Genomic DNA, 24,073 nt, shown 5'->3' on the forward strand with positions numbered 1-24,073 from the left:
TCGAGGAGCCACCACCGATGCATCCGTCAGAACAGATCGACCAGCTGATCGCGGGGTTGCCCGACTGGCGCGGCCAGACCCTGGCCAGCCTGCGCAAGGCCATTCTTGCCGCCGACAGCGCCATCGTCGAGGAATGGAAATGGATGGGCAGCCCGGTATGGTCGCGCGACGGCATGATCGCCGTCGCCAACGCCCACAAGGCCAAGGTCAAGCTCACCTTTACCAACGGCGCCAGCCTGCCCGATCCTGGCCATCTCTTCAACGCTGGCCTGGGCGGCAACAAATGGCGCGCGATCGACCTGGCCGAGGGCGACAGGATCGACGCTCGCGCGCTGCAGGCCCTGGTCCGCGCCGCGATCGCGTTCAACCAGGGCAAGGCGAAAAAGCGGGCGCCGGCGCGCACCCGTGCAAAGGCGAGCCAGCAAGACGACGCGTGAAGCGCCGCAGGTTCAGCTTCCCTCGATCTTGAACCCGATGTCCTTGATGAACTGCCCCCAGCGCGCGTGGTCGGCACGGATCTGCGCGGCGAACGCATCCGGCGTGACCGCCTGCGGCGGCAGCACCCCCACGCCGGCCAGCCGCTTCTGGTAGGCGGGATCGGCCAGCACCTTGCGCACCGCGGCCGAGACCGCCTCGACCGTCTCCCGCGGCATGGCCTTGGGGCCAAACAGCGCGAAATAGCCGCTGAGCTGCTCCATCTCGGGGTAGCCCAGCTCGCGGAACGTGGGCGCCCCGGGCGCGAGTTCCGATCGCTCCGGGATGGTGGTGGCCAGCACCTTGGTCTTGCCGGCCTGGTACAGCGGCACGCCGGTGGTCAGGCCGTCGATCATCAGCGGCACCACGCCGCCCACCAGGTCCTGCGTGGCCGGTGCCGAACCCTTGTACAGCACCGGTTCCAGATGGGTGCCGGCGAGCCGGTTGAACAGCAGCGGGCCGAAGTGCGACGACGTGCCCGGACCGTACGAGGCCGAGTGGATCGGCTTGCCCGGATTCGCCTTGGCGTAGGCGACCAGTTCCTTCAGCGTGTTGTACGGTGCGTCCTTGCTGGCGGCCAGCAGCACCGGCGCGCGGCCGAGTTCGGCCAGCGCGGTCAGGTCGGTCAACGGATCGTAGGGCACGCGGTTGATATGCGCGCCCGAGGTGGCTGAAGAGCCCAGCGTCACCAGCAGGGTCTGGCCGTCGTTCTTCGCGCGGATCACGTCCTGCGTGGCGGGAATGGTGGCGCCGCCTGGCTTGTTCTCGACCACCACCGACTGGCCCGTCGCGCGCGCAAGGTAGTCGGCGAACAGGCGCGCCACCACATCGGTGCCGCCACCCGGCGGATAGGCCACCACCAGGCGGATGGCGCGCGCGGGCCACTGCTGGGCCAGCGCGTGCGGCGCCACGCCGGCCGCCAGCGCGAGTCCCGCGGTGCCCAGGAACTGTCGACGATCCATAGATGAAGTCTCCGCGTTATCGTTGTGCGCCGCAGCGGCGGCGGGCCTTTCATCTTAGTGAGTGTTCAGGCCTGGGACACGCCCGGGTTTCCACCATGCGCGGCGCCGGCGTCGGCCCGCGGCGGCCCGAACCGCGCCGCGTAGATCCCCGCCACCCAGTCGACGAACACCCGTACGCGCGGCGCCAGCTGCCGGTGGAACGGATACAGCGCCGACACCGGCAAATCCGGGCATGGCCAGGCCTCCAGCACCGGCACCAGCCGCCCGGCGCGCAAATGGTCTTCGACGCGGAAGCGAGGCACCTGGATCAGGCCGCAGCCGGCCAGCGCCGCGCTGGTATAGCACTCGGCATCGCTGACTGAAATCCAGCCGCTGGCCCGGAACGCGCGCACCTCGCCATCGACGGTCAGCGTGAACGGATAGCGGCTGTCATGGCTGCGGGAAAAGAAGCCCACGCCGACGTGTCCGGCCAGCTCCAACGGATGCCGCGGCGTGCCGTGCGCCGCCAGGTATGCGGGGCTGGCGCACAGCACCTCGGGCAGCTCCGCCAGGCGCCTCGCCACCAGCGACGAATCGCGCGGCCGGCCGGCGCGCACCACGCAATCGATGCCCTCCCCGATCAGGTCGACCAGGCGGTCGCCGCTGCTGATGACCAGCTCGATATGCGGGTAGCGCGCGCGAAATTCGCCGATGCGCGGCAGGATGATCCGCGTCGCATGGGTGCCGTGCAGGTCCAGCCGCAGCGTGCCGCGCGGGTCGGCCACCTGCGTGCTGAGCGAGGTTTCGGCGTCTTCCAGCGCCTGCAGCACCTGCTTGCCGCGCTCATAGAAGGCTTGCCCGTCCAGCGTAGGACGCACCTGCCGCGTGGTGCGCTCCAGCAGCCGGGCGCCGACGCGCGCCTCGGTTTCCTTGATCGCATGCGTGGCGGTGGCGCGCGGCATGTCCAGCGCGCTCGCGGCACGGGTGAACGAGCCCAGTTCCACGATCCGGGTGAAAAGTTGCAGCGCGTCGAAACGGTCCATGCGGGGGCGGCCTGTGTTAGGGAAACGGTCCACCCGGGATTGGAATCAGCTTCGGACCACGCGTCAAGCCACGACCATCGCGCCGGCGTGCGCAAAAGCGCCGGGCATTGATTTTGCTGGCCTATATTTCAATAGTCATTTTCCGCCGCGCCGGTTCGCGCCCGGACCGGAGCCGCCATGTGACGATAATGAAATCCGCTCAGCACCCCGGAGGTGGATTATGAGCGCCGTGCCCGAGCCGCAGGTGGCCGACAGCACTCCGCCCCCCGGCAAACGCCCCGCCACCTCGACGCGGCACGTCTGGACCCGCTATTGGGTGATCGCCAAACCGTACTGGGTCTCGCAGGAGCGATGGAAGGCGGCCGGCCTGCTGCTGGTGCTGGTCCTGCTGCTGCTGGGCCAGACCCAGGCCGAGGTGCTGATCAACGAGCAGACCGGCGAATTCACCTCGGCGCTGGCGGCGCGCGACGCCGAGCGCTTCTGGGCCTCGATCCGTACCTGCCTGTATATCCTGATCGTCGCCATTCCCGTCTACGCGGTCTATTACTACATCCGCAACATGCTGGGCCTGCACTGGCGGCGCTGGATGACCCATCATTACCTGGACGGATATTTCAAGAACCGCATTTTCTACAAGCTCAATGCGGATGCCGGCATCGACAATCCCGACCAGCGCATCTCCGAGGACATCAACACCTTTACGCGGCAGTCGCTGTTCTTCCTGTCGATCAGCATCGGCGCGCTGCTGCAGCTGATTGCGTTCAGCGCGGTGCTGTGGATGATCTCCAGGGAGCTGGTCTATTTCCTGGTGGTGTACGCCATCGCCGGTACCTTCGTCTCGATCGCCTGTTTCGGGCGCGTGCTGATCGGCCTGAATTTCTACCAGCTCAAGCGCGAGGCGGATTTCCGCTTCAGCCTGATCCGCGTGCGCGAGAATGCCGAGTCGATCGCGTTCTATCGCGGCGAGCCGCAGGAGTCTTCCCATGTCCGCGGGCGCTTCGGCAAGGCGTTCCAGAATTTCGAGCGGCTTATCCGGTGGCAGCTCGGGCTGAACATGTTCCAGTATGGCTATGGCTTCCTGACCATCCTGCTGCCCAGCGCCATCGTGGCCTCGCGCGTGCTCGACGGCGAGCTCGAGGTCGGCAGCGCGATCCGCGCCGCGGGCGCCTTTGCCGCCGTGCTGAATGCGCTGACGGTGATCGTCGACAACTTTGAAGACCTGAGCCGGTTCGTGGCCGGCCTCGACCGCCTGGACACCTTCTCCAGCACCCTGACCGGCAAGAAGGCCAGCACGCCGCGCGCAGCCAGCACCATCGAGTCACGCCAGGATGCACGGCTGGCGCTGGAACACGTCACGCTGCAGACGCCCAGTCAGGAGCGTACGCTGGTCACCGACCTGAGCGTGTCGATCAACCCCGGCGAGGGCCTGCTCATCGTCGGCGCCAGCGGCGGCGGCAAGAGTTCGCTGATGCGCGCGATCGCGGGGCTGTGGAACAGCGGCAGCGGCCGCATCGCGCGGCCGGCGCCGCAGGACATGCTGTTCCTGCCGCAGCATCCGTACATGGTGGTCGGCAGCCTGCGCAGCCAGCTGCTCTACCCCAACCATGTCGGCCGGCAGGTCGCAGACGACGAACTGCTGCAATTGCTGGATACCGTCAACCTGCGCGACATCGCCGGCCGCTTCGGCGGGCTGGACACGGAAGTGGACTGGAGCAAGGTGCTGTCGCTTGGCGAGCAGCAGCGGCTGACCATCGCGCGCGTGCTGCTCTCCAGGCCGCGCTATGTGATGCTGGACGAGGCCACCAGCGCCCTCGACATCAGCAACGAAGAAGCCCTGTACCAGTTGCTGGGCGGGTTGCAGGCGACGCTGGTCAGCGTCAGCCACCGGCCCACGCTGCTGAAATACCACCGCCAGGTGCTGGAACTGCCGGGCGACGGCACCTGGCGGCTGCATCCGGCGCAAGATTACCGCTTTGGCTGGTGATCGCCGGCAGATCGGATGCGCCAGCGGAAGCGCCAGCCCGCGCCCGGATGCGTTGCGCTATGCTGAAAGGATTCCCGTCCGCTGCCCTTACCGGAGATCCACCATGCGCCATCGCCTGTCCGTCTGGCTGGCCGCCACCGCGGCAACCCTGCTATGCGCCTGCGCGACCCTGCAGCCCGTGCAGACCGCGCAGAAAATGCTCGGCAGCCCGCAGAGCGCCGTGCGCGATACCTTCGGCGCGCCTTCCGAAATCTATCCGTTCGCCAACGGCACCAGCCGCTGGATCTATTCCAAGCAGCCGCTCGGCTTCGAAGTCTATGCCGCGGACTTCGACGCGGGCGGCAACCTGACCAGCTTCCGCCAGATGCTGACCGAGAAGGAAATCTACGCTGCCCGCCCCGGCGTGTGGACCAAGCAGGACGTGGCCGAGCACTTCGGCCTGCCGCGCGAGCCGGTCGAGTACTACCCGATGATGAAACGCGAGGCGTGGTCGTACCGGCTCTACGCCGGCGCGTATCAGCCGGCTCACTTCAGCGCCTACTTCGACGAGCGCGGCGTGCTGGACCGCACCATGATCATCGTCGACGCGATCGGCGGGGATGCGCGCGACGGCAGCAAATAAGCTGCGCTGCCGGGCTCGGTCAGTCGGCCGTAATCTTTCCCGCCTCGATGACCTTTTTCCAGCGGGCGAACTCCGACGCCTGGAACGCGGTGAACTGTTCCGGCGTATTGGCCACGATTTCAAAACCGACATCGAGCAATTTTGCCTTGACTGCCGGATCATTGAGCGCCTCCACGGTGGCGGCATGCAGCTTCGCCCGGATCTCTGCGGGAAGGCCCCTGGGCGCCGCCAGCGCTTGCCAGGAATAGACCGTCACGCCCTTGAGGCCGGACTCTTCCATGGTTGGCACGTCGGGCAGGATCGGCGCTCGCCTGGTGCTGGTAATGGCGAGCGCGCGCAGCTTTCCCGCCCGGATATGCGGGACCGCGGTATTGATATTCATGAAGGTGGCATCGACTTGTCCGCCGATGAGGTCATTCATCGCCGGAGCACCGCCCTTGTAGGGGATGTGGATACCGCTCGTGCCGGTTTGCTGCCAGAACAGCGCCGCGGTGAGGTGATCGCTAGTGCCGTTGCCTGCGGAGGCGAACGTCATCTTGTCGGGATTGGCCTTGGCGTAGGCAATAACATCCTGGACGGTCTTGAAGCGTGAAGCGGCAGGCACCGCCAGCACGTTCGGCGCCTGCACCGCGACGCTGATGTAGTCGAAATCCCTGAGCGGATCATAACCCGCATGCTTCGCCAGATGCGGGCCGATGACGAACGGGCCGAGCGACGAGACGAAGACGGTATAGCCATCGGCCGGCGCACGCCTGACGGCAGCCGCACCGATCATGCCGGCCGCCCCCGGGCGGTTGTCGACCACGAAACTGCCCCCGAATTGCGCCTGGAACTTTGCGCTCAGGATCCGCGCGACATTGTCGGTCGACCCGCCCGCCGGGAAAGGGACCACCAGCGTGACGGGCTTCTCGGGCCACGCCGCCTGCGCGCCGGCCATGGCTACCGTGGTCAGCACGGATGCAATCAGCTTTTTCATGTTCTGTCTCCTGGGTTTTCGGTATGACGGGGCACGTCAGGCGCGATCGCCGAATTCGGCCTGGTGTCGCGTCCAGGCGCGGGCCTGCTCGCTGATGGTGACGCCAAGCCCCGGCCTGGCCGGCACGATGATCCGGCCGTCCCGGATCTCCAGCCGCTCGTTGAACAGCGGCTCCAGCCAGTCGAAATGTTCCACCCATGGCTCGCGCGGATAGGCCGCGGCAAGGTGCACATGCAACTCCATGGCGAAGTGCGGCGCCAGCATCAGGCCCGCCTGCTCGGCCAGGGCCGCAACCTTGAGGAACGGAGTGATGCCGCCCACCCGCGGCGCATCGGGCATCAGGTAATCGGCCGCGCGATGGCGGATCAGGTCCCAGTGTTCGGCAGCGCTGGTCAGCATCTCGCCGGTCGCGATCGGGGTATCGAACTGGGTCGCGAGCGCGGCATGGCCTTCATGGTCATAGGCGTCGAGCGGCTCTTCGATCCACACGAGGTTGAACGATTCGAAGGTGCGGCACATGCGCTGCGCAGTGGGGCGGTCCCATTGCTGGTTGGCATCGACCATCAGCGGCACCGCATCCCCCAGGTGCTCGCGCACCGCGGCCACCCGCCTGAGGTCGAGCGCCCCGTCCGGCTGGCCCACCTTCAGCTTGATGCCGCCGATGCCGCGCGCCACCGACGCCGCCGCATTGGCCAGCAGCTGGTCCAGCGGCGTGTGCAGAAAGCCGCCGGACGTGTTGTAGCAGCGCACCGCGTCGCGGTGGGCGCCCAGCAGCTTTGCCAGCGACAGGCCGGCCCGCCTGGCCTTGAGGTCCCACAGCGCCACATCAAAGGCTCCGATCGCCTGGGTCGACAAGCCGCTGCGCCCCACCGACGCGCCGGCCCAGCAGAGCTTGTCCCACAGCCGGGCAATGTCACTGGGATCCTCACCGATCAACGCCGGCGCAATTTCACTGGCGTGCGCGAACTGTCCGGGACCGCCGGCACGCTTGGCGTAGCTGAAGCCGATGCCCTCCTGGCCCTGCGCCGTCCGGATCTCGGCAAAGAGAATCGCCACCTCGGTCATCGGCTTCTGCCGGCCGGTCAGGACCTTGGCATCGCTGATCGGCGTGGCCAGCGGCAGGTAACACGATGAGAGCCGGATCCAGGCAATGGCGTCGGCGGACGGGGTCTTGGGGAGAGTCATGGCATGCCTTGCTAAGGAAAGGAAGGTGTCACCCACGGCTGGGCAAGTCGAAATGACAACGTTATCATTTGTGGACGAACAAGATTGGTATAATCCATCCGTCATCAGCCATTTCACGCAGTTCCTGGCCGGTACAGGCAAGGACACTACGGGTGCCGTGGGGAATGGACGGATGATAACGTTGTCATTTTAGCGCGTCAACGCTGCCCGGCAAGGTTGACGCTAGCGATTTACCCTGAGTCAGGACCCGGATGACCAATACCAACCCGCCGAAATCCGTGACCTTGCATGACGTGGCACGCGAGGCCGGTGTCTCCCTGATCACCGCCTCGCGCGCACTCAGCAATCCCGGCATGGTGTCGGAGAAGACCATCGCGCGGGTGCAGCAGGCCGTGACAGCGACCGGCTACATTCCCAACCTGCTCGCCGGCGGACTGAAGTCCAAGCGTAGCCTGATGATTGCCGCACTGGTCCCGAATATCGCGGTGGCGCAGTTCCTGCCGACGGTCAAGGCGCTGACCGATGCGCTGGACGCGGCCGGCTACCAGCTGATCCTGGGACAGACCGGCTACGACCACGCGCGTGAAGACGCCTTGCTGGGCACGATGATCAGCCGCCGCCCCGACGGCATCGTGGTGACCGGACTGGTCCACTCGCAAGCCGCCCGCGAGCGCTTGCGCCGTGCGGGTATTCCGGTGGTCGAAACCTGGGATCTCAGTGACCGCCCGGTCGACATGACCGTGGGCTTTTCGCACGTGAAGGTCGGCAGTTCCATTGCCGGCTACTTCCTCGGCAAGGGCTGGCGCCAGCTGGGCATTGCCACCGGCGACGATCACCGCGCAGCGGTGCGCCGTGAAGGCTTTGTCTCGACCGTGGGGCACGACGTTCCCACCGTGGTGGTGCCGGCGCCGAGCAGCCTGGCGCTCGGCCGGCAGGCGCTGGCCAGGCTGCTGGAGCAGGATCCGCGCATCCGCGCCATCTACTGCAGTTCCGATCAGCTCGCGCAAGGCGTCATGGTGGAGGCGCTTGCGCGCGGGTTGCGCATTCCCCAGGACCTCGCCATCTGTGGTTTCGGCGATGCCGATTTCGCCGCACACCTGAATCCGTCGTTGACCACGGTGCACGTGGATGGGGCCGCCATCGGCGCCCTGGCGGCGCGGCTGCTGCTCGACCGTTGCCAGGGCAAGGCCGTTTCGCAGCCCGTTATCGACGTCGGCTTTCGCATCATCCAGCGCCAGTCGACCTGAGGCATCGTGGGCGCCGATAGCGCTCCGCGGCGAGACAAAAACCGACGTTGCGCTGGCCCTGGTCAGGCCTTCCCCGCCTGCCCCGCCACCACTGCGCCGGGCTTGCGCAGCATTTTCTCGACCTCGCCCGCATGCAGCTCCTCCAGCTGGATCAGTTGCCGCGCATATTCTTCCAGCGCCACGGAGCGGCCCTCGACCAGGGTCAGCAGTTCGCGGTAAAGCTCGAGGGCCTGCTGTTCCGTCGCCAGCGATTCACGCAGGATCGCCCCGATATCCTGGGTGTGGGCGTCCAGCAGTTCGCCGATGCCGAGCGAGGGATAGGCGCCAAGGGTGGTGATCCATTCGCCGGCCTGCTGGGCATGCAGCAGCGACTCGTTGGCCTGCTCGCGCAGCCACGACACGATCGGGATGCGCCCGAAGCCGAAGATCAGGAACGAATAGTGCGTGTAGCGCACCACGCCGGCGAGCTCGGCCTCGAGGATCCGATTGAGCACGCCGACCACCTTGTCCTGTTCGATGTCCGCCATGGCAGCACCTCCGTGCAATGAGTCCGGCGGCAGGCCCCAGCGCGGGCCTGCGCACTGCGCGCCCGCGCCTTCAGCGGTAGACCAGCACGGGAACCCGGCAGTGGGTCAGCACCTTCTGCGTTTCACTGCCGACCAGCAAGGCGTCCAGGCCCCTGCGGCCGTGCGACGCCATGAAGATCACATCACACTCGTGCCTTGCCGCGGCGTCGATGATGCCCTTGTAGGGTATGGTTGCCGTCATGTCGGTGGCGCACGGCACGCCCGCCGCCCTGGCGGCCGCGACCACTTCTTCCAGCCGCGCCCTGGCCCGTTCGGCCTCCTGCTCTTCGAAGGCCTGGCGCCTGGGATGGCCGGCGTCGCCCGATGCCAGGTAGGGATACTCTTCCATGCAGGTATAGGCAGTCAGTTTGGCGCCATCGGCCTTGACAAAGCCGATCGCCGCCTCCATCGCCATCCTTGAAAGTTCCGAGCCATCGGTGGCCAGCAAGATGTGCTTGAACACGATTCCCTCCCCATGCGTTGGTTCGCGGCGGAGGTGAGGTGATCCGCCGGTCAAGCTCCAGTATGGACAAGAATCCGGCTTGCGGCGGAACGCAACGATGGCCAGCTCCCGACGCCTGGCCGTCGCGCTGGCGGCACGGACCTTGCGGAAGCGGACAGCGCCGGTGCCGAGGTCCGCTCCCGACCGCCTTACTGCATGTGCTGCCCGCCGTTGATGGCGATATTGGAGCCGGTCACATAGGCCGCGTCTTCCGAGCACAGGTAGGCAACCAGTGCGGCCACTTCTTCCGGCTTGCCGACACGGCCCATCGGAATCTGCGGCAGGATCTTGGTCTCCATGATCTCCTTGGGCACGGCGTTGACCATCTTGGTGCCGAGGTAGCCCGGCGAGACCGTGTTGACGGTCACGCCCTTGCGCGCCACTTCCAGCGCCAGCGACTTGGTGAAGCCGTGCATGCCGGCCTTGGCCGCGGCATAGTTGGTCTGGCCGAACGCGCCCTTGGAGCCGTTGACCGACGAGATATTGATGATGCGGCCCCAGCCGCGCTCGACCATGCCTTCGCACAGCGGCTTGGTGAGGTTGAACACCGAATCGAGATTGGTCCGCATCACCGCATCCCAGTTCGGCTTGTCCATCTTCTTGAACGCCATGTCGCGCGTAATGCCGGCATTGTTCACCAGGATGTCAACGCGGCCAACGTCGGCCAGGATGCGCGCGGCGCAGGCCTGGCAGGCGTCATAGTCCGATACGTCGACCTCATAGGCGCGCATCTCGCGGCCGCTGGCCGCCATCTTGGCCAGCCAGTCCCCGGCGTGGGCGTTGCCGGGCGAGTGCGTCACCACCACGGCATGGCCGGCGTCGTGCAGCCGGATGCTGATGGCCTCGCCGAGTCCACCCATGCCACCTGTTACCAATGCGATTCTCTTCGTCATGCTGATTGCGTCGTTGTCGTGAGTTGAAAAAGACCCCTGCCATGCAGGAAGGGACATTCCCCTGGGTCCCCGGGCAAGTTCCCGCTTCCTTCGCGCAGGCAAAGCGCTGCCATGCCGGGCCGGACCGTGCCGGTCCCGGTGCGCATGGATGGGGCGGGAAGGTTGGATGTCGCGGTGCCGCGGGCCAGGGAACGCGACGTTCCCGGCCTGCATGCCCGCGATCTGTAGTCAGTACGCTGCCCGGTCCTGCCGGGCCAGCGCCGTGCTGTGGTTACGCCTTGGCGGCGCGAGGCGTAGCGTTCGCGGCCGTGGCCGATGCGGCAGCGGCGGTCTTGGCAAAGTTGGCCTTGGCGACTTCGGCGGTCTGCTTGGCGGCGTCCTGGAACGACTGGTAGGTGGTATTGGCCGCGGCGACGCCCGACTGCAGCAGCGCGGTCAGTGCTTCCGAACCGGCCGGCGCGTTCTTCACGAAGGTGTCGACCAAGGCCTGGACGTTGCGGTTGTGCTGTTCGTACTGGGCCTCGACGGCCTTGCTGAGTTCCGCCTGGGTGTTCGAGGCGATTTCATAGACATGGCGCGCATACGCGACCGCCTTCTCGGCAGCCGGCTGGGCCAGGTTGCCCTGGGCCGCGAACACTTCGCGCAGGTCCTTGCCGGCCAGTACCGCTTCGGCATTGACCTGGCCTTCGGCGAGCGTGGTCTTGAAGGCCTGCAGGTTCAGCTCGGTCAGCTTCTGGAAACCTTCAAACGCCGTGTTCGTCAGCGCGAACAAATGGTTCACGTTGGACTTCTGCGCCGCAGCAAATTGTTCGGGCGTAAAAGGTGACATGCGGATCTCCTGTGGGTGGGTCGGACGAAATGGCGCGCCAGCGCTGGCAATCGGTCACGACCAAGCGTTCCGACCGTGCCGCGCAGCGGATCTTGCAGCGCACCATCGAAACCGCATCCTAGAGTGTTTACTCCAATTCAGACCCTAGGGATAAACCCACAAAGTATTGAAGACAGAACAATAAAAGTGAAGTCCGAGGCTCTAAAGTTACAAGTATTTACGCTGTGTTGCTGCAGTGCATGACAGGTGTAAGCCCGGCTTAACGCACCGCCGGGCGCGGAAGCAATAAAAAAACCGCAGCCGAAGCTGCGGTTTCCGATTGCCAATGCCGGGTTGTTCAGACTTCTTCGTACAGCGGCAGCGTCAGGAACTCGGCAAAGTCCGCCGACGTCGACATCTGCTCGAAAATCTCGGCAGCGCGGTCATAGGTGCTGGTGTCGCCACCAACCAGTTCCTTGACCTTGGCCAGCTCTTCCGGGATCAGCTTGCGCACCAGCTCGGCCGTGACCTTGGTGCCGTCTTCCAGCTTGCCCTTGGGCGAGCGGATCCACTGCCACACTTGCGAGCGCGAGATCTCGGCGGTGGCGGCGTCTTCCATCAGGTTGTGGATCGGCACGCAGCCGTTGCCGGCCAGCCAGGCGCCCAGGTAGTGGATGCCGACGTTGATGTTCATGCGCAGGCCGTGCTCGGTGATCGGCGTTTCCGGCTGGAAGTTCAGCAGGTCGGCCCCCTTCACCTGCACGTCCGGACGCTGCTTGCCGAACTGGTTCGGCTGGTCGCCCAGCACCGCCACGAATTCCTTCATGGCCGGCTCGACCAGGCCCGGGTGCGCCACCCAGCCGCCGTCGTAGCCGTCGGCGGCGTCGCGGCGCTTGTCGCTGATGATGCCTTCCATGGCGATGGCGTTCTTCTCCGGATCGTTCTTGATCGGGATCAGCGCGCTCATGCCGCCGATCGCGGGCGCGCCGCGGTGGTGACAGGTCTTGAGCAGCAGCAGCGCGTACGAGCGCATGAACGGCGCGGTCATGGTGACCTTGGCGCGGTCGGCCAGGCAGAAGTCCTTGTCGTTCTTGAACTTCTTGATGCACGAGAAGATGTAGTCCCAGCGGCCGGCGTTCAGGCCGGCGCTGTGCTCGCGCAGCTCATACAGGATCTCGTCCATCTCGAACGCGGCGAGGATGGTCTCGATCAGCACGGTGGCCTTGATGGTGCCTTGCGGCAGGCCGATTTCGTTCTGCGCCATCACGAAGATGTCGTTCCACAGGCGCGCTTCCAGATGGCTTTCCATCTTGGGCAGGTAGAAGAACGGGCCGGCGCCGCGGGCGATTTGTTCCTTGGCGTTGTGGAACAGGAACAGCGCGAAGTCGAAGATGCCGCCCGAGACGCGCTTGCCGTCGATGGTGACGTGCTTCTCGTCCAGGTGCCAGCCGCGCGGACGCACCTGCAGCGTGGCGATCTTGTCGTTCAGCTTGTATTGCTTGCCCTTCGATTCCAGCGTCAGCGTGCGGCGCACGGCGGCCTTCAGGTTGACCTGGCCCTGCAGCTGGTTGTGCCAGTTGGGCGTATTGGAATCCTCGAAGTCGGTCATGTAGCTGTCAGCGCCCGAGTTGAAGGCGTTGATCACCATCTTGGCTTCGACCGGGCCGGTGATTTCCACGCGGCGGCATTCCAGCGCCTTGGGCACCGGCGCAACCTTCCAGTCGCCTTCGCGGATGCTCTTGGTTTCCGGCAGGAAATCGGGAACTTCACCGGCGTCCAGGCGCTTGGCGCGCGCGACGCGCGCGGCCAGCAGTTCCTGACGGCGCGGCTCGAAGGCGCGGTGCAGCTTGTCTACCAGGGCCAGGGCTTCCGGCGTGAGGATATCTTCGTAGGCCGGCAGGATTTCGCCGGTAATCTTCATGCCCGCGGGCAGCGTGATAGCCATCAGTGTTCTCCTGTTAAACGATTGCGATAGCTTTGGTTGTTGGGCGCCCTGCTATGCCGCCACGCCATGGGCGCGGACGAATTCGAGCAGGTCGTTCATGTCGTGCCCGGCGCCGGCGGGGGCGACATCGAGCCGCTCCGCCGGATGGCCGGCACGGTTGATCCAGAAAGTGGTGTAGCCATACCAGGTGGCGCCGCACGCGTCCCAGCCGTTGGACGAGACGAACAGCATCTCCTGCGCCTCCAGGCCGAACGCCAGCGGCCCGAGCGCATAGGCGGCCGGCGCGGTCTTGTACTGGCGCACCGCATCGACCGACAGCACATGGTCGAACAGGCCGTGCATGCCGGCACTCTTGACCGAGATGTCGAGCATCTCCGTATTGCCGTTGGACAGGATGCCCAGCGGCAGCCCCGCCTTGCGCAGGCGCTTGAGCGCGCCCAGGTTTTCCGGGAACGCCGACAGGCACGCGTATTCCTTCAGCAGCTGGGCCTCGGCGGCTTCGTCCAGCGGCAGGCCCAGGCGCTCGGCGGCGTAGCGCAGCGCATCCACGGTGATGGCCCAGAACGGCTTGTAGCGCGCGCCGTCGGGCGCGGCCATGGTGCGGATGCGGGTGTAGTCGATCTGGCGCTCGCGCCACAGCAGCGCCAGCGCCTCGCCGCGGCCCGGAAACAGCTGTTCCGCGCGCGCGGTGACGGAGTACACGTCGAACAGCGTGCCATAGGCATCGAAGACGACGGCGCGGATCTTGTTCATGGGAGCCTGGATAACCTGCAAGGTACGGGGCAACGGGGTGGAGCGGCGAGCAGACCACAGCTGCGAGGGCTCTGTACACCATTGAATGCATCGAATTGTAGGGAGACGCTGCAGTGCGGCAAAGTGGCCGTCGGTCACTTGATCTTTTACTTTTACACAACTAATCTTGGCTCACTAAAACAAAACTCCGCACCAAATCCTCTGCACTGGTGACCGAAGACCCGCCCCGGCACCCGTTGCGTGGCCAGCGCGGCACCCCGCGGGACCTCCCGCGCATATCAGGCGAAACAATCCGTGGACCATTTCAAACAACTGGAGACCTTTGTATCCGTCGCCTCGCGCGGCAGCCTGTCCGCCGCCGCCGCGGCCGAGGGCGTGGCGCCGGCGATCATCGGCCGGCGCATCGATGCGCTCGAAGAGCGGCTGGGCGTCAAGCTGCTGGTACGGACCACGCGCAAGATCAGCCTGACCTTCGAAGGCTCGGCCTTCCTGGAGGATTGCCAGCGCATCCTCAACGACCTGCACAACGCCGAGGCCAGCGTCTCGGCCGGCGGCGTCAAGGCCAGCGGCCACCTGCGCGTGACCGCGCCGGCCGGCTATGGGCGCAAGCACGTGGCGCCGCTGGTGCCGCTGTTCGTCGAGTCGCACCCGGACGTGTCGATCACGCTGGACCTGTCCGATCGCGTGGTCGACCTGGTCAACGAAGGCTTCGACTGCGCCATCCGCCTGGGCGACCTGCCCGACTCGAGCCTGGTGTCGATCCGGCTCGCCGAAACCCGGCGGGTGGTGGTGGCCGCGCCGGACTACCTGGCGCGCGCGGGGCGCCCGAATACGCCGGAGGACCTGCAGCGCCATAACTGCCTGGCCTTCGGCGCCAGCGCCAACATGCAGCGCGGCTGGGTGTTCCAGGAGGAAGGCCGCACCGTGACCGTGAAGGTGGGCGGCACCATGGAATGCAGCGACGGCGCGGTGCTGCACGAGTGGTGCCTGCGGGGCCACGGACTGGCCTGGCGCTCGTGGTGGGAGGTGGGCAGCGAGATTGCCAGCGGGCGTCTGGTGACGGTGCTGGACGAGTTCCAGGCGCCGCCGATCGGTATCCATGCGGTGTTCCCGCAGCGCAAGCACCTGCCGCTGCGGGTGCGGCTGTTTATCGACCACCTGAAGAACACCTACGGCAATCCGTCCTACTGGCGGCGCGCCGAGCAGGCCGCGGCGCTGCCCGTGGCGGAAGTGCTGGCGGACTGACCGCTCGGAGCTCGCGGGTCCTGCCGGGGCCCATCCGGATGCCATTGACATTACGCAATGACCTTCTCGGCACACTGACTACAATGGATTCACGACAGGCGTTGCCCGGCGCCGCGGCCATGCCGCGAACCGGCGGGTCGCCGCCCTGCCCCGACCCTAGTCAGCAAAGGAGCCCCGCATGTTCCAACATATCCTGCTTCCCACCGACGGCTCGGAACTCTCCAAGAAGGCCATCAACGGCGGACTGGAGCTCGCCAAGGCGATCGGCGCGCGCGTCACGGCCTATGTCTGCCTGGAGGAATACCCGTACACGCCGTTCAGCGAGATCGTGTTCGAGGCCCCGCAGGCGTTCAAGGACCGCATCGAGAACCAGGCCAAGCTGTATCTGAAAGAGATTGAAAACCTGGCCACGGCGGCCGGCGTTACCTTCGACGCCGACATGTCGACCTTTGCCGTGCCCTACCTCGGCATCATCGACGCCGCCGAGCGCCACGGCTGCGACGTGATCTTCATGGCCTCGCACGGCCGGCGCGGGCTATCCGGCCTGCTGCTCGGCAGCGAGACGCAGAAGGTGCTGACGCATACCGACATTCCGGTGATCGTCTACCGCTGAATCCCGGCGCAGCGCGCGCCAAAGCAAAACCGCCCGCACCGGTCATGCCGGTGCGGGCGGTTTTTTGCTTGCGCGGGCCGCTTACGAAGCCTTGCTGATGCGCTGCTCGATGTGCTTGGCGCGGTCTTCCGAACCCGGGTGCGACGAGAACATGCCGGACTTGCCGCCATCGAGCTTGGCCAACTTCTGGAACGCCGTGACCAGGCCCTTGGTGCTGGCCCTGTTCTTGGTCAGCAGGTCGAACGAATAGTCATCGGCCGCGGTTTCCTGCGACTGCGAGAACTGCGCGTTGATCAGCTTCTCGCCCAGCTCGCCCAGCTGCGATTGCGACAGCGCCGCCACCGCGCCATTGCCGGCCGACGCCGCCGCGCCGCGCGCCGCGGTGGCGGTGTAGGCCACCTGCATGGCCTTCTTGGTGTGGCCCAGCGCCACGTGGCCCAGCTCGTGGCCCAGCACGCCGCGCACTTCGTCGTCGGTCATCATGTCCATCAGGCCGCTGTACACGCGCACGCAGCCGTTGGCCATGGCCCAGGCGTTGACGTCCTTGGTCATGTAGACCTTGGCGTTGACATTGGGCACGTCGCTGTTCTTCAGCCCGCTCATGATCTTGACCAGGCGCTTGCTGTAGGTGCTGTTGGCGGCGGCGAGCTTGTTGGTCTTGTCCGATTCCGCGCAAGCCTGGTCCGACAGGCTCTTGACGTCGGCGTCCGACAGCGTGGCAGCCTTGGCCAGCGAGGTGCCGGCGCTCAGCATGCCGTCGACATTGGTGGGCATGCCGCCGGAACAGCCGGCCAGCAGTGCCGCCGCGACGGCGCAGGCAGCGAGCGAGAGAGTTGCTTTCATGATGTTGTTCTGGGGGGAGTGGCTCGGAGGTGCCGATAAAGGCCCCGGCACTTTAAGCTATCTGCCCGCGCCAGGGAATCACCCAAATGCTGCAAGCCGCCAAAAATGACAATTTGTTGCATTTGGATAATCTTCCAGATCGAGGGACGCAAAAAATGCGGCGGCCCCGGGGGCGATGGGCAGTGGCTCATCCGCACCGCAACAAACCTTTACAAATCCGTCCGTGAAATCTCAGGCCAGTGCCCTAGCCTGTTCCCATGCCTTCGAGGGAGACCGCCATGCCTTCGTCACGGGACACATTCAAATTGCGCCGACCCGGGCGTCGCACGATGAACTGGCACGACGTCGCCCTGATCGCGCTTGGATGGGTTGGTCTATGTCTCGGCGTGGGGTGGACGCTCTCCAAGGCGGCCGGCACCTTCGAGTGAAGCGCCGCTACGCGCTCCCGCATCCAGCCTGTGTACGGCGGTCGCATTGGAAACAAAAAAATCGCGCCGTCCCTGAGAGAGAACGGCGCGTCGCCTAAAAGGGAGAGCGTGATGGTCGCACGCCCGCCCGATCCCGCCGGACCCACGAGCCGGCGGGAGTGACCAGGAGAGTCAGGCCACTTTCTTGTGTTCGAAGAACTGCTCGTCTTCGGTCGAACCCTTCAGCGCGGTCGTCGACGACTGGCCGCCTTCGATGGCCTGGGTCACGGCGTCGAAGTAACCGGTGCCGACTTCGCGCTGGTGCTTGACCGCGGTGAAGCCCTTTTCGGCGGCCTTGAACTCCGCTTCCTGCAGTTCGACGAACGCGCTCATCTGGTTGCGGGCATAGCCGTAGGCCAGGTTGAACATCGAGTAGTTGAGCGAGTGGAAGCCGGCCAGCGTGATGAACTGGAACTTGTAGCCCATCGCGCCCAGCTCGCGCTGGAACCGGGCGATGGTGGCGTCGTCCAGGTTCTTCTTCCAGTTGAACGATGGCGAGCAGTTGTAGGCCAGCATCTTGCCCGGGAAGCGGGCGTGCACGGCCTCGGCAAACTTCTTGGCGAATTCCAGGTCCGGCTTGCCGGTCTCGCACCACACCAGGTCGGCGACCTCGGCGTAGGCCAGCGCGCGCGAGATCGACTGCTCCAGGCCGTTGCGGACGCGGTAGAAGCCTTCGACGGTGCGCTCGCCGGTGCAGAAGGGCTTGTCGTTGTCGTCGATGTCCGAGGTCAGCAGGTCGGCGGCTTCGGCGTCGGTGCGGGCGATCACCAGCGTCGGCACGCCCGAGACGTCGGCGGCCAGGCGCGCGGCGGTCAGCTTGGCGACGGCTTCGCGGGTCGGCACCAGCACCTTGCCGCCCATGTGGCCGCACTTCTTCACCGAAGCGAGCTGGTCCTCGAAGTGCACGCCGGCGGCGCCCGCCTCGATCATGGACTTCATCAGTTCGAAGGCGTTCAGCACGCCGCCGAAGCCGGCTTCCGCGTCGGCCACGATCGGTGCGAAGAAGTCGGTGTCGCCCGAGCCTTCGCTCCACTGGATCTGGTCGGCGCGCTGGAAGGTGTTGTTGATGCGCTTGACCACCTGGGGCACCGAGTTGGCCGGATACAGCGACTGGTCGGGGTACATCTCGCCAGCCAGGTTGGCGTCGCCGGCGACCTGCCAGCCCGAGAGGTAGATCGCCTTCAGGCCGGCCTTGACCTGCTGCATGGCCTGGTTGCCGGTCAGCGCGCCGAGCGAGTTGACGAACGGTTCGGTATGCAGCAGGTGCCACAGTTTTTCGGCGCCACGGCGCGCCAGGGTGTGCTCGACCTGGACCGAACCGCGCAGGCGCACCACGTCTTCGGCGGTGAAATGACGCTTGATACCCTTCCAGCGCGGATTGGTCTCCCAGTCTGTCTGCAGGGCCTGGATCTGCTCTTGGCGGTTCATGGTCGCTCTCCTGAACGTGATTGGGGATGGCTGAGAATCTCGTGCTCGCCCGACCCGGGGCTGCGTCGCGTCGCCGATGCGCTGGCCGCTGTTTTCGCACCCAGGGCCCTGTGTCTTATATAAGAGTTTAGAGAACGCTACCGCGTCGCAACAACCCCGAAGCCTGTGGCGAACCAAGATTTATTTTTCTTTTAAATCAGTATCTTGCTTAACTTATTTCATGATGCGGGACAGAATCTTTCATCATGAGAAATGCCGTTGTGCTACGCAAACCGGGATTTTTGCGGCCCAAAATCTTTTTCCACATTGTGAAATTTTCGGAAGGTAGCGCAAGCTGCCGGTGGCCTCGGCTCGCATGCAGCGCCGTTAAGCGTCGATCCCACGCCGTGCCAGACTTCGCTGTTATCGGGATAGCCATGGACCAGCACGATGGTTGGCCATGCCGCAAAAAACAAACGGCGCCGCGAATGGGCGCCGCTGGTTTGAAACGCGTGCGGGATTCAGGCCGCGGCCGTATCGCGGGCGCGGCGATAGGCGACCCAGTCGCCGCCGTCTATACGCGGCAGCGCGGCGGTCGCGGCGTCGGCCACCGGATACAGCAGGCAGGCGACGGGCTGGCCATTGCACTGCACCGCCTGTTCCGCGCGCACGAACAGCGTGGCCTGGCCCGGATAGACCTCCTCGATCTCGTCCAGCACCGGCAGCAGGGCTTCGGCAATCTCGTAGATATCGCCGACCACCGGCCCGCCGCCGGCGTCCAGCACCAGGCCGGGATACGTGCCGAAGTCATAAAGCCTGCCGGCCACCGTGCCAGCGCCCAGCAGCGTGGGCGCGGCAATGCCGTGGCGCCGGGCCGCGGCGTTCAGGTCGTTGACCTCGCCGGCGCGCAGCGTGCCGTAGACGAAGACGCGCGGCATGCTCAGCGCTCCAGCGGCTCGTCGGCGATCAGGATCCCGTCGACATCGACGTAGATCCAGTTGCCCGGACGCACCACCGCGCCCGGCATCTGCACCGCGACCTCGCTCTCGCCCACGTTGCGCTTCTGGCTCTTCTGCGGGTGCGCGGCCAGCGCGCGGATGCCGATGTCGCACACGTCCAGCTCGGCGGTATCGCGGATGCAGCCGTTGACGACGATGCCGGCCCAGCCGTTCTTCTCCGCCAGCAGGCCCAGGTTGCCGCCTACCAGCGCGCAGCGCAGCGAGCCGCCGCCGTCGATCACCAGCACGCGCCCCCGCCCCGGCGACTCCAGCGTGCTGCGCACCAGCGAGTTGTCTTCGAACACCTTGAGCGTCGCGGCGGGACCGGCAAACGCCGGCTGTTTGCCGAAGGCGCGGAACACTGGCGCCATCACGCGCAGCGTGCCGTCGGCCAGGCGGTCTTCATGCGCGTCGCACAGGTCGGTGGTGACGGGCTTCATCTACGGTCTCCTGATAGGAAAGAATCAATGCATTGCGGTACGGCGTCACGGCTTCCGGCTCGCCAGTGCCTGCGCGCGGATCGCGCTCAGCGTGGTGCGCGGCGTGATCACGTCCGGGTCCACCTGGATTTCGATCAAGGTCGACACCGGCGCCGCCAGCGCCTCGCGCAATGCCGGCGCAAAGGCCCCGGTCGTGGTGACGGTGGCGCCGCGTGCCCCGTAGGCGCGCGCCAGTGCGGCAAAGTCGGGATTGCGCAGTTCGGTGCCGGACACGTGCGCGGGGTATTCGCGTTCCTGGTGCATGCGGATGGTGCCGTACATGCCGTTGTTGACGACGATGATGATCACCGGCGCCTGGTATTGCATCGACGTAGCAAGTTCCTGGCCATTCATCAGGAAGCAGCCGTCGCCCGCCAGCGCCACCACGGTGCGCTGCGGGAAGGCGATCTTGGCGCCGACGGCGGCCGGCACGCCGTAGCCCATCGCGCCGCTGGTCGGCGCCAGCTGGCCGCGGCCGCCGCCGGTGAACGGCCGATAGTGGAAATAGCGGTGCAGCCAGCCGGCATAGTTGCCGGCGCCATTGGTCACCACCGCGTCGGCCGGCAGCATCTGGTCCAGCGTGCGAATGACTTCGGCCATGTCGACGCCCTGCCCGGTGAACGGCGGCGGCTGCAGGTAGCGTTCGTAATCGGCATGCGCGGCTTCGGTCCAGGCTTGCCAGCGTGGCGCCCCCTTGGGCTGCAGGCCGGCCAGGCGCGCCGCGATCGCCGGCATCGCGGCCTGGATCATCAGGTCGGCCTGGTACACGCTGCCCAGCTCCTCGGCTCCGGCATGCACATGGACCAGCTTCTGCGCCGGCCGCGGCGCCGCGATCAGCGCGTAGCCGCCGGTGGTCATCTCGCCCAGCCGCGGGCCGATCGCGAGCACCAGGTCGGCATTGCGGATGCGCTCGGCCAGCGCGGGGTTGATGCCGATGCCGACATCGCCGGCGTAGTTGGGATGGCGGTTGTCGAACAGGTCCTGGCCGCGGAAGGCGCAGCCCACCGGCAGCGCGAAGCGCTCGGCAAAGGCCTGCAGGTCGGCGCAGGCCTGCGGCGTCCAGCCGCTGCCGCCGGCCAGCACGAACGGGCGCTCGGCAGCATGGAGCATCTCGGCCAGGCGCGCCAGCTCACCCTCGCCGGGCCAGGCCATGACGCGCTGATAGGCCTGCAACTGCGGCACCGTGGCGGTTTGAGCCAGCATGTCTTCGGGCAGCGCCAGCACCACCGGGCCGGGACGGCCCGAGGTGGCGGTCTGGTAGGCGCGCGCGATGTATTCGGGGATGCGTTCGACCCGGTCGATCTGCGCCACCCACTTGGCCATCTGGCCGAACATGCGGCGGTAGTCGATCTCCTGGAAGGCCTCGCGGTCCATGAAATCGGTGCCGACCTGGCCGATGAACAGGATCATCGGGGTCGAGTCCTGGAACGCGGTATGCACGCCGATGCTGGCATTGGTGGCGCCGGGACCGCGCGTGCAGAAGGCCAGCCCGGGGCGCCCGGTCAGCTTGCCGTAGGCTTCGGCCATCACCGCGGCGCCGCCCTCCTGGCGGCAAACGATGAAGCGCAGCCGGTCGCGGCGGCGGTGGAAACCATCGAGCACCGCCAGGTAGCTTTCGCCCGGCACGCCGAAGGCCAGCTCGGCCCCGTGCGCCAGCAGCGCGTCGACCAGGATGTGGCCGCCCGGCAACGGCGTGCCGCGATCGGTGTCTTCAGGCTGGGTGGCGTTGGCCGGGGTCATTGGCATGGAAACGTTCCTCAGGCAAGCGGATTCGAATAGCGGCGGGCTGGCGGGCCGGGCTAGGCTAGGCGGCCTCCGCCCGTGCCGCGGCCTGGCTGCGCGAGCGGTTGCCGTTGCCCACGGTCACCGCGGTGAAGATCGACAGCAACTGGAAGCCGCCGATCATGAAGAAGACCCAGGCCGGCAGCCTCGCATCCATCAGCGCGCCGAAGAACAGCGGGCCGCAGGCCAGGCCGATATCCAGGCCAGAGTAGACCACGCCGTAGACGCGCCCGGTGGCGCCGGCCGGCGCTGCCGCGCGCACCAGCAGGTCGCGCGACGGCCCGGCGGTGCCGGCGCCAAAGCCGATCACGCCCATCAGCACCGGCACCAGCAGCGCGGGCACCAGGTTCAGCCCCACCAGCACCGCCATCAGGCCCGACACGGTGAAGCTCAGCGCGATCAGCCGGTCATGGTTGCTGGTGCGGCTGGCTGCAAAGCCGCCGACCACCATGCCGCCGGCGCTGCACAGCATGTAGACGGTGTACGACGCAGTGGCGAGCGTGAACGGCATGCCATACAGGTAGGTCAGCGCGGTGGGCGCAAAGCTCTGGATGCCGGCGGCGGAGAACGTGGTCAGCAGGAAGAAGCCCCAGCACACCCACACCTGCGGCAGGCGCAGGAAACCGAGCACGCTGGCGCCAGCCCCCGCGGCGCGGGCGGCAGACCGGCCCACCGCGGCCTGCACTTCGCGCGGGTCCAGCACGTGGCGCAGCGCCACCAGCACGGCCAGCACGATCAAGGCCACTGCCGACGCCGCCGCCAGTGCCACGCGCCAGCTGGCGAGGTTGGCAATCGCCACCAGGAACAGCGGCGCCGCGGCCCAGCCCAGGTTGCCGGAAATGCCGTGCACCGAGAACGCGTGGCCCAGCCGCGGCTGCGACACATGCTTGTTCAGCAGCGTGAAGTCGGCCGGATGGAATACGCCATTGCCGAGGCCCGCCACCGCCGCGCCGATCAGCAGCCCGGCATAGCCGCCGCTGGCCGACAGCAGCAAGGCCGCCGCGCCCAGGCAGGCCAGCCCGCCGAACAGCACCGGCCGCGCGCCGAAGCGGTCGACCACGAAGCCCGACGCGGTCTGCACCACCGCCGAGACCGCGAAGAACACCGTCATCAGCAGGCCCAGCTCGGCGTAGCTCAGCCCGAACTCGGCCTTGATCCACGGGAACAGCGGCGCCAGCAACAGGTGGTAGAAGTGCGAGACGCCATGCGCCAGTCCCACCAGCCCGATCACCTGGGCGTCGTGGCGAAGGGAATTGGGGGTGGGTTCGAGGGCGGCGGTGGGCATGGCGCTGGCGGTCGGAGGGGCGATGCGGTGGGATGGGCGGCGGGCAAAAAAATACGGGCCGAAGCCCGCATCATAGAGGAAAACCCCTGCCCGCTGCTGGCAGGTGGTGGCCACGCCGCCCGCGGCCTGGCCCTTGCTGCCCCGCCGGCGCCCTCACATCTGCTTGAACAGGTGTGCGTACTGGCGCGCCACCGGCAGCAGCTCCGGCCGGTCGCGCAGCCGCAGCGACAGCCGGCCCAGCGACTGGTTGACCGCGCTGGCGACGCAGCTGATGTTGACCACGGTGCCGCGGTGCACCTGCCAGAAGCGCTCGGGATCGAGTTGCTGGGTCAGCTCGCGCAGGCTGGTGCGGATCAGCGCCTCGCCGGCGCCGGAAACCACGTTGACGTACTTGTCGGTGGCTTCCAGGTAGATCACTTCATCGACCGGGATGATGCGCACCTCCTGCCCCACCAGTGCCTTGATAAAGCGCAGGTACTGGCGCTGCGGCGCGCCGGCCGCGCCCGGCGCGGCATGCTCGAGCGATTCCAGGCGCGCCAGCAGCTGGCCGAGCCGGTCGGTCTCGGCCACCGCGGCTTCCTCGTCGCCGTCTTCCGCTTCCGCGGGCGCGGCCAGCCGGTCCTTCAGGCGCTGCACGGTCGCTTCCAGCCGCTCGCGCTGCACCGGCTTGAGCACGTAGTCGACCGCGGCGCGCTCGAAGGCCTCCAGCGCAAACTGGTCGTAGGCGGTGACGAACACCACCAGCGGCGGGACATCGAATTCGATCAGTTCGCGCGCCACGTCCATGCCGCTCATGCCCGGCATGCGGATATCGAGGAAGGCCACGCGCGGCTGGTGCTCGCGTGCCGCCGCCAGCGCGGCCACGCCGTCGTGGACCACGGACACGACCCGGGCCTCGGGCCACAGGGCCGCCAGTTCGGATTCGAGCACGCGGGCGAGCAGCGCTTCGTCGTCGGCAATCAGCAGGGTCGGGGTCATGGGGGCGTGGGGGCGTTGGCGTTGGCGTTGGCAGCTT

Annotated in this window: 23 protein-coding genes; 6 read left to right on the plus strand and 17 right to left on the minus strand. The window is 66.7% G+C overall.

The window, feature by feature from the left end; all coding sequences use genetic code 11:
* Nucleotides 1–17 precede the first annotated feature (17 nt).
* Complete coding sequence (locus tag CBM2586_RS09070) at nt 18–437, plus strand: DUF1801 domain-containing protein (RefSeq protein ID WP_115663725.1); 420 nt, start codon at nt 18–20, stop codon at nt 435–437.
* A gap of 12 nt (nt 438–449) precedes the next feature.
* On the opposite strand, the gene CBM2586_RS09075 is transcribed toward CBM2586_RS09070, so the two are convergent.
* Together CBM2586_RS09075 and CBM2586_RS09080 are read right to left on the minus strand one after the other, a co-directional pair.
* Nucleotides 450–1,436: a Bug family tripartite tricarboxylate transporter substrate binding protein gene (locus tag CBM2586_RS09075; protein ID WP_115661932.1), complete on the minus strand. Its 987-nt coding sequence runs from the start codon at nt 1,434–1,436 to the stop codon at nt 450–452.
* A gap of 65 nt (nt 1,437–1,501) precedes the next feature.
* Complete coding sequence (locus CBM2586_RS09080; RefSeq protein ID WP_115687280.1) at nt 1,502–2,458, minus strand: LysR family transcriptional regulator; 957 nt, start codon at nt 2,456–2,458, stop codon at nt 1,502–1,504.
* 220 nt (nt 2,459–2,678) lie between these two features.
* Between CBM2586_RS09080 and CBM2586_RS09085 the strand changes: the two genes are divergently transcribed.
* A complete protein-coding gene (locus CBM2586_RS09085) occupies nt 2,679–4,442 on the plus strand; it encodes an ABC transporter ATP-binding protein/permease (RefSeq protein ID WP_115661930.1) in 1,764 nt (587 codons plus the stop codon).
* 103 nt (nt 4,443–4,545) lie between these two features.
* Nucleotides 4,546–5,064 (plus strand): hypothetical protein, encoded by a 519-nt coding sequence (locus CBM2586_RS09090; RefSeq protein ID WP_115661929.1) that lies wholly within the window; start codon nt 4,546–4,548, stop codon nt 5,062–5,064.
* Between the two features lie 19 nt (nt 5,065–5,083).
* Here CBM2586_RS09090 and CBM2586_RS09095 read toward each other — a convergent pair whose 3' ends face one another.
* Together CBM2586_RS09095 and CBM2586_RS09100 are read right to left on the minus strand one after the other, a co-directional pair.
* Entirely contained in the window at nt 5,084–6,040 is a 957-nt protein-coding gene (locus CBM2586_RS09095; RefSeq protein WP_115661928.1) for a Bug family tripartite tricarboxylate transporter substrate binding protein, read from the minus strand.
* 36 nt (nt 6,041–6,076) lie between these two features.
* Nucleotides 6,077–7,225, minus strand: coding sequence for an L-talarate/galactarate dehydratase (locus CBM2586_RS09100; RefSeq protein ID WP_115687281.1), 1,149 nt, complete (start codon nt 7,223–7,225; stop codon nt 6,077–6,079).
* Between the two features lie 251 nt (nt 7,226–7,476).
* Between CBM2586_RS09100 and CBM2586_RS09105 the strand changes: the two genes are divergently transcribed.
* The gene (locus CBM2586_RS09105; RefSeq protein ID WP_115661926.1) at nt 7,477–8,472 is read left to right on the plus strand and encodes a LacI family DNA-binding transcriptional regulator; all 996 of its coding nucleotides are present in this window, start codon (nt 7,477–7,479) and stop codon (nt 8,470–8,472) included.
* Between the two features lie 62 nt (nt 8,473–8,534).
* Here the strand turns inward: CBM2586_RS09105 and CBM2586_RS09110 are convergent, their stop codons facing one another.
* From CBM2586_RS09110 to CBM2586_RS09135, 6 genes are all read right to left on the minus strand, one after another.
* The gene (locus tag CBM2586_RS09110) at nt 8,535–8,999 is read right to left on the minus strand and encodes a ferritin-like domain-containing protein (protein ID WP_115661925.1); all 465 of its coding nucleotides are present in this window, start codon (nt 8,997–8,999) and stop codon (nt 8,535–8,537) included.
* Nucleotides 9,000–9,069: 70 nt separating this feature from the next.
* Nucleotides 9,070–9,501 carry a universal stress protein gene (locus CBM2586_RS09115; protein ID WP_115661924.1) on the minus strand — a complete coding sequence of 144 codons (432 nt, stop codon included), beginning with the start codon at nt 9,499–9,501 and terminating at the stop codon, nt 9,070–9,072.
* A gap of 188 nt (nt 9,502–9,689) precedes the next feature.
* Nucleotides 9,690–10,433, minus strand: coding sequence for an acetoacetyl-CoA reductase (gene phbB, locus CBM2586_RS09120; protein WP_115661923.1), 744 nt, complete (start codon nt 10,431–10,433; stop codon nt 9,690–9,692).
* Between the two features lie 271 nt (nt 10,434–10,704).
* Entirely contained in the window at nt 10,705–11,268 is a 564-nt protein-coding gene (phaP3, locus tag CBM2586_RS09125; protein WP_269464850.1) for a TIGR01841 family phasin PhaP3, read from the minus strand.
* A 331-nt stretch (nt 11,269–11,599) separates the two neighbouring features.
* Nucleotides 11,600–13,186 (minus strand): malate synthase A, encoded by a 1,587-nt coding sequence (aceB, locus tag CBM2586_RS09130; protein ID WP_115687282.1) that lies wholly within the window; start codon nt 13,184–13,186, stop codon nt 11,600–11,602.
* A gap of 51 nt (nt 13,187–13,237) precedes the next feature.
* Nucleotides 13,238–13,939 carry a haloacid dehalogenase type II gene (locus tag CBM2586_RS09135; RefSeq protein WP_115687283.1) on the minus strand — a complete coding sequence of 234 codons (702 nt, stop codon included), beginning with the start codon at nt 13,937–13,939 and terminating at the stop codon, nt 13,238–13,240.
* A 294-nt stretch (nt 13,940–14,233) separates the two neighbouring features.
* On the opposite strand from CBM2586_RS09135, the gene CBM2586_RS09140 reads away from it, so the two are divergent.
* Both CBM2586_RS09140 and CBM2586_RS09145 read left to right on the plus strand, forming a co-directional pair.
* Nucleotides 14,234–15,184: a LysR family transcriptional regulator gene (locus tag CBM2586_RS09140; protein WP_115687284.1), complete on the plus strand. Its 951-nt coding sequence runs from the start codon at nt 14,234–14,236 to the stop codon at nt 15,182–15,184.
* Between the two features lie 178 nt (nt 15,185–15,362).
* Nucleotides 15,363–15,797 (plus strand): universal stress protein, encoded by a 435-nt coding sequence (locus CBM2586_RS09145; protein WP_115687285.1) that lies wholly within the window; start codon nt 15,363–15,365, stop codon nt 15,795–15,797.
* Between the two features lie 81 nt (nt 15,798–15,878).
* On the opposite strand, the gene CBM2586_RS09150 is transcribed toward CBM2586_RS09145, so the two are convergent.
* The 7 genes from CBM2586_RS09150 to CBM2586_RS09180 form a co-directional block, all read right to left on the minus strand.
* Entirely contained in the window at nt 15,879–16,640 is a 762-nt protein-coding gene (locus CBM2586_RS09150) for a M48 family metalloprotease (protein WP_115661918.1), read from the minus strand.
* A 599-nt stretch (nt 16,641–17,239) separates the two neighbouring features.
* Nucleotides 17,240–18,535 carry an isocitrate lyase gene (gene aceA, locus CBM2586_RS09155; protein WP_115687286.1) on the minus strand — a complete coding sequence of 432 codons (1,296 nt, stop codon included), beginning with the start codon at nt 18,533–18,535 and terminating at the stop codon, nt 17,240–17,242.
* Between the two features lie 500 nt (nt 18,536–19,035).
* Nucleotides 19,036–19,452 (minus strand): gamma-glutamylcyclotransferase family protein, encoded by a 417-nt coding sequence (locus CBM2586_RS09160; protein WP_115661916.1) that lies wholly within the window; start codon nt 19,450–19,452, stop codon nt 19,036–19,038.
* Between the two features lie 2 nt (nt 19,453–19,454).
* Complete coding sequence (gene rraA / locus CBM2586_RS09165; RefSeq protein ID WP_115661915.1) at nt 19,455–19,952, minus strand: ribonuclease E activity regulator RraA; 498 nt, start codon at nt 19,950–19,952, stop codon at nt 19,455–19,457.
* A gap of 45 nt (nt 19,953–19,997) precedes the next feature.
* Nucleotides 19,998–21,737, minus strand: a complete 1,740-nt coding sequence (locus tag CBM2586_RS09170) for a thiamine pyrophosphate-binding protein (protein WP_373424199.1) — start codon at nt 21,735–21,737, stop codon at nt 19,998–20,000.
* Nucleotides 21,738–21,795: 58 nt separating this feature from the next.
* A complete protein-coding gene (locus tag CBM2586_RS09175) occupies nt 21,796–23,058 on the minus strand; it encodes an MFS transporter (protein ID WP_115663724.1) in 1,263 nt (420 codons plus the stop codon).
* A 153-nt stretch (nt 23,059–23,211) separates the two neighbouring features.
* Nucleotides 23,212–24,036 carry a LytR/AlgR family response regulator transcription factor gene (locus tag CBM2586_RS09180; RefSeq protein ID WP_115661913.1) on the minus strand — a complete coding sequence of 275 codons (825 nt, stop codon included), beginning with the start codon at nt 24,034–24,036 and terminating at the stop codon, nt 23,212–23,214.
* Nucleotides 24,037–24,073: the final 37 nt, after the last annotated feature.

It is taken from the genome of Cupriavidus taiwanensis (genome assembly GCF_900250115.1).
GTDB lineage: Bacteria > Pseudomonadota > Gammaproteobacteria > Burkholderiales > Burkholderiaceae > Cupriavidus > Cupriavidus taiwanensis_B.

Coding starts and splice junctions, on each gene's coding strand:
- CBM2586_RS09135 (WP_115687283.1), bottom strand. CDS start 13,939: ATGAACAAGATCCGCGCCGTCGTCTTCGATGCCTATGGCACGCTGTTC.
- CBM2586_RS09175 (WP_115663724.1), bottom strand. CDS start 23,058: ATGCCCACCGCCGCCCTCGAACCCACCCCCAATTCCCTTCGCCACGAC.
- CBM2586_RS09095 (WP_115661928.1), bottom strand. CDS start 6,040: ATGAAAAAGCTGATTGCATCCGTGCTGACCACGGTAGCCATGGCCGGC.
- aceA (WP_115687286.1), bottom strand. CDS start 18,535: ATGAACCGCCAAGAGCAGATCCAGGCCCTGCAGACAGACTGGGAGACC.
- CBM2586_RS09105 (WP_115661926.1), top strand. CDS start 7,477: ATGACCAATACCAACCCGCCGAAATCCGTGACCTTGCATGACGTGGCA.
- rraA (WP_115661915.1), bottom strand. CDS start 19,952: ATGAAGCCCGTCACCACCGACCTGTGCGACGCGCATGAAGACCGCCTG.
- CBM2586_RS09070 (WP_115663725.1), top strand. CDS start 18: ATGCATCCGTCAGAACAGATCGACCAGCTGATCGCGGGGTTGCCCGAC.
- CBM2586_RS09090 (WP_115661929.1), top strand. CDS start 4,546: ATGCGCCATCGCCTGTCCGTCTGGCTGGCCGCCACCGCGGCAACCCTG.
- aceB (WP_115687282.1), bottom strand. CDS start 13,186: ATGGCTATCACGCTGCCCGCGGGCATGAAGATTACCGGCGAAATCCTG.
- CBM2586_RS09150 (WP_115661918.1), bottom strand. CDS start 16,640: ATGAAAGCAACTCTCTCGCTCGCTGCCTGCGCCGTCGCGGCGGCACTG.
- CBM2586_RS09110 (WP_115661925.1), bottom strand. CDS start 8,999: ATGGCGGACATCGAACAGGACAAGGTGGTCGGCGTGCTCAATCGGATC.
- CBM2586_RS09075 (WP_115661932.1), bottom strand. CDS start 1,436: ATGGATCGTCGACAGTTCCTGGGCACCGCGGGACTCGCGCTGGCGGCC.
- CBM2586_RS09080 (WP_115687280.1), bottom strand. CDS start 2,458: ATGGACCGTTTCGACGCGCTGCAACTTTTCACCCGGATCGTGGAACTG.
- CBM2586_RS09180 (WP_115661913.1), bottom strand. CDS start 24,036: ATGACCCCGACCCTGCTGATTGCCGACGACGAAGCGCTGCTCGCCCGC.
- phbB (WP_115661923.1), bottom strand. CDS start 10,433: ATGACGAAGAGAATCGCATTGGTAACAGGTGGCATGGGTGGACTCGGC.
- CBM2586_RS09145 (WP_115687285.1), top strand. CDS start 15,363: ATGTTCCAACATATCCTGCTTCCCACCGACGGCTCGGAACTCTCCAAG.
- CBM2586_RS09170 (WP_373424199.1), bottom strand. CDS start 21,737: ATGCCAATGACCCCGGCCAACGCCACCCAGCCTGAAGACACCGATCGC.
- CBM2586_RS09160 (WP_115661916.1), bottom strand. CDS start 19,452: ATGCCGCGCGTCTTCGTCTACGGCACGCTGCGCGCCGGCGAGGTCAAC.
- CBM2586_RS09085 (WP_115661930.1), top strand. CDS start 2,679: ATGAGCGCCGTGCCCGAGCCGCAGGTGGCCGACAGCACTCCGCCCCCC.
- CBM2586_RS09100 (WP_115687281.1), bottom strand. CDS start 7,225: ATGACTCTCCCCAAGACCCCGTCCGCCGACGCCATTGCCTGGATCCGG.